The organism is Roseovarius halophilus (ex Wu et al. 2025), assembly GCF_047086965.1.
The window spans coordinates 1-3,781 of record NZ_JBKOTX010000334.1; the positions used below are offsets into that span (position 1 = coordinate 1).

Below are 3,781 nucleotides of genomic sequence, written 5' to 3' on the forward strand. Positions count from 1 at the left end.
CCGTCCGCCGCGGACCGCGCGCGGGGAACGGGCCGCCCCTCGCGGCGCGACCGCGAGAACCGCGCGGCTTTCCTGCGCGAGATCGGGGCCTCGCCGCTTGCGGATGACCCCTCGGTGGACTAGCTAGGCCCGAGAATAATCTTCGGAACGCCCATGACCTATATCGTCAACGACAACTGCATCGCCTGCAAATACACCGACTGTGTCGAGGTCTGCCCCGTCGACTGTTTCTACGAGGGCGAGAACATGCTGGTGATCCACCCCGACGAATGCATCGACTGCGGCGTCTGCGAACCCGAGTGTCCCGCCGACGCGATCCGCCCCGACACCGAGCCCGAGATGGAAAAATGGGTGGAGTTCAACCGCAAGTACTCCGAAAAGTGGCCCGTCATCATCACCAAGAAGGACCCGCTGCCCACCGCCGAGGACATGGACGGCAAGCCGGGCAAGATCGAGCTATTCTCGGAAAACGCGGGCGAGGGCGGCTGATACCCGATTCGTGACGTGCGTTTCCGCAATGCATTGATCTGAAACGATAAAATGCGACCCCGGCCATGCCGCGCCGCGGCGCTTCCGGAAATGGCATTTTTGTGTTAAACTTCGTCCCGATGCTGCGAAAGTGTTGACCCGAGATTTGCATGGAAAGCCTGACGGGACTGGTTTGGTCCCGCCGGGTTTTCTGTCGCCGGAACTCTGCCACCCGGGGAACGGACCCACGCGGGCGGCGCCGTTGGAAGGAAGCCATGAGTAAGAAATCGCAATACAAGCCGAACCAATTCGTGGTGTACCCGTCCCACGGGGTGGGCCAGATCGTCTCGATCGAGAAGCAGGAGGTCGCGGGCTTCGAACTGGAGCTTTTCGTGATCTCCTTCGACAAGGACAAGATGACCCTGCGCGTGCCCACCAACAAGGCCGATGAGGTCGGGATGCGCTCTCTGTCGACGCCTGATGTGGTGGCCGACGCCATGAAGACCCTGCGCGGCAAGGCCAAGGTCAAGAAGGCCATGTGGTCGCGCCGGGCGCAGGAGTATGAACAGAAAATCAACTCCGGCGACCTGATCGCCATCGCCGAGGTCGTCCGCGACCTGCACCGGGCCGATGACCAGCGCGAGCAGAGCTATTCCGAGCGCCAGCTCTACGAGGCCGCGCTGGAACGCCTGACCCGCGAGATCGCCGCCGTGAAAAACGGCGACGAAACCGACGCGGCCAAGGAAATCGACGAGGTCTTGGTCAGCCGCGCCGCCTGATCTTTCGGGTCGGGCTGTTGCCAAACCGGGAAAGCCGCGGTCCAGGGAACGCGGCTTTCGCAGTTTTTGTGGCGCCGGTTGCGGTGTGCGCCCGTCAGGCCAGCGCGCGCCAGCCGATATCGGTGCGGTTGACCCCCTCGGGCCAGTCGATCCGCTCGACCATCGCATAGGCGCGCGTCCGGGCCTGCGCCAGGGTGGCGCCACGCGCCGTGACGTTCAGAACGCGCCCGCCGCTGGCGATGATGCCGCCGTCGTTTTCGGCGGTGCCGGCGTGAAACAGCATGTGCGAACTGTCTTCGGGCAGGTCGTCCAGCCCCTTGATCGCGCTGCCTTTCTCGTAGGCGCCGGGATATCCCCGGGCGGCCATGACCACGGTCAGGGCATGATCGTCGGCCCAGTTGACCTGTGTCTCGTGCAGCCGTGCTTCGGCGCAGGCCTGCATCAGGTCCAGCGCCTGCGCGCCCAGCCTCATCATCAGCACCTGGCACTCGGGATCGCCGAAGCGGACGTTGTATTCCACCAGCCGCGGACGGCCCTGCGCGATCATCAGCCCGACGTAGAGCACACCCTGATAGGGCGTGCCGCGCCGGGCCATCTCGGCCATGGTCGGGCGCACGATCTCGTCCATGGTGCGCTGCGTCACGGCATCGGTCATGATCGGGGCCGGGGAATAGGCCCCCATGCCGCCGGTATTGGGGCCCGTGTCGCCGTCGAAGGCGCGCTTGTGGTCCTGCGCGGTGCCGATGGGCAGGGCGGTTTCCCCGTCGCAAAGCACGAAGAACGAGGCCTCTTCGCCGGTCATGAACTCCTCGATCACCACCTCGGCTCCGGCCGCCCCGAATTCACCGGCGAACATGTTGTCGATGGCGGCCAGCGCCGTTGCCTCGTCCATGGCCACGATCACGCCCTTGCCCGCGGCCAGCCCGTCGGCCTTGACAACGATGGGGGCGCCTTGTGCGCGGATATGGGCGCGGGCGGCCTCGGCCTCGGTGAAATGGGCAAACCCGGCGGTCGGGGCCGCACAGGCGGCGCAGATGTCCTTTGTGAAGGATTTCGAGGTTTCCAGCCGCGCCGCCTCGGCCGAAGGTCCGAAAACGGAAAGTCCGGCGGCGCGCAGCCGGTCCGCGATCCCGGCGGCAAGGGGCGCCTCGGGCCCGATGATCACCAGGTCCACGGCATGGTCCGCGCAAAAGCTCGCCACGGCCTCGCCGTCGAGGATGTCCAGCTCCGGGCATTCGGCGATCTGCGCGATCCCGGCATTTCCGGGGGCCACGATCAGCCGGTCGCACTTGGGGTTCTGCAGGATGGCCCAGGCGAGGCTGTGCTCGCGCCCGCCGCTGCCGAGGATCAGGATGTTCATGGTCGCTTTCCCTTTGGCTGCGGGCCTTTTAGGATCGGGGCCAAAGCAGCACAAGGGCGCCGCACATGGACCTGATCGACGAGCCGGACAAGGCGGGCAACACCCCGGAATTCACCGTCAGCGAACTGTCGGGCGCGGTCAAGCGCGCCATCGAGGGCGAATTCGGCCATGTCCGCGTCAAGGGCGAGGTCGGCCGTGTCGTGCGCGCCCGGTCGGGGCATCTCTATTTCGATCTCAAGGATGACCGCGCGGTCCTGGCCTGCACCACCTGGAAAGGCCAGGTTCCCGGCCTGAGCGTGGTCCCCGAGGAAGGCATGGAGGTCGTGGCGCATGGCCGCATGACCACCTTTGCCAATCAGTCGAAATACCAGATGAATGCCACCGAGGTGGCCGTGGCCGGGGTCGGCGCGCTCATGGCGATGCTGGAGAAACGGCGCAAGGCGCTGCAGGCCGAGGGGCTTTTCGCACCCGACCGCAAGCGGGCGCTGCCATTCCTGCCGCAGGTCATCGGGGTCGTGACCTCGGCCCAGGGGGCGGTGATCCGCGACATCCTGCACCGCCTGGGCGACCGCTTTCCGCGTCGGGTGCTGGTCTGGCCGGTCGCGGTGCAGGGCCGCGACTGCGCGCCGCAGGTGGCCCGTGCGATCGCCGGCTTCAACGCCATGACGCCGGGCGGGGCGCTGCCCCGGCCCGACCTGCTGATCGTGGCGCGCGGCGGTGGCTCGATCGAGGATCTATGGGGCTTCAACGAAGAGGAGGTCGTGCGCGCGGCGGCCGCCAGCGCCATTCCGCTGATCTCGGCCGTGGGCCACGAGACCGACACCACGCTGATCGACCATGCGGCCGACCGGCGCGCGCCCACGCCCTCGGCCGCGGCCGAGATCGCGGTGCCGGTGCGGCTGGACCTGATCGGGGCCATCGAGCAGCTGGATATGCGGCTGAACCGCGCCGTGACCGAGAGCCTGCGCCTGCGCAAGCAGCGGGTCGGCGACCTGGGCCGGCTGTTGCCCCGGCCCGAGACGCTGGTCGAGGATGCGCGCCAGCGGCTGGACTACTGGTCGGAAAAGCTGGACCTTGCGCTGAAGGGCCGGGTGACTTGGGGCGAGCTGCGGCTGAGTCGCGCGGCGGGCAGTCTGCGGCCCGGGCTGCTGCAGGCGCGGCTGGACCGCGCGCG

General features: G+C 67.4%; 4 protein-coding genes. 3 read left to right on the forward strand and 1 reads right to left on the reverse strand.

Annotation, left to right across the window (positions count from 1 at the left end; all coding sequences use genetic code 11):
- Positions 1-153 precede the first annotated feature (153 nt).
- Positions 154-489: a ferredoxin FdxA gene (fdxA, locus tag ACH107_RS30815; RefSeq protein ID WP_310689883.1), complete on the forward strand. Its 336-nt coding sequence runs from the start codon at positions 154-156 to the stop codon at positions 487-489.
- A gap of 254 nt (positions 490-743) precedes the next feature.
- Entirely contained in the window at positions 744-1,247 is a 504-nt protein-coding gene (locus ACH107_RS30820; RefSeq protein WP_310689884.1) for a CarD family transcriptional regulator, read from the forward strand.
- Positions 1,248-1,341: 94 nt separating this feature from the next.
- Here ACH107_RS30820 and purD read toward each other — a convergent pair whose 3' ends face one another.
- Positions 1,342-2,607, reverse strand: coding sequence for a phosphoribosylamine--glycine ligase (purD, locus tag ACH107_RS30825; protein WP_412509494.1), 1,266 nt, complete (start codon positions 2,605-2,607; stop codon positions 1,342-1,344).
- Positions 2,608-2,672: 65 nt separating this feature from the next.
- Here purD and xseA point away from each other — a divergent pair.
- On the forward strand, positions 2,673-3,781 hold a 1,109-nt coding region (gene xseA / locus ACH107_RS30830; protein WP_412509495.1), incomplete at its 3' end, for an exodeoxyribonuclease VII large subunit.

Bases quoted from the DNA above. Each gene is read 5' to 3' on its own strand.
- purD (WP_412509494.1), bottom strand. From the start codon at position 2,607: ATGAACATCCTGATCCTCGGCAGCGGCGGGCGCGAGCACAGCCTCGCC.
- ACH107_RS30820 (WP_310689884.1), top strand. From the start codon at position 744: ATGAGTAAGAAATCGCAATACAAGCCGAACCAATTCGTGGTGTACCCG.
- fdxA (WP_310689883.1), top strand. From the start codon at position 154: ATGACCTATATCGTCAACGACAACTGCATCGCCTGCAAATACACCGAC.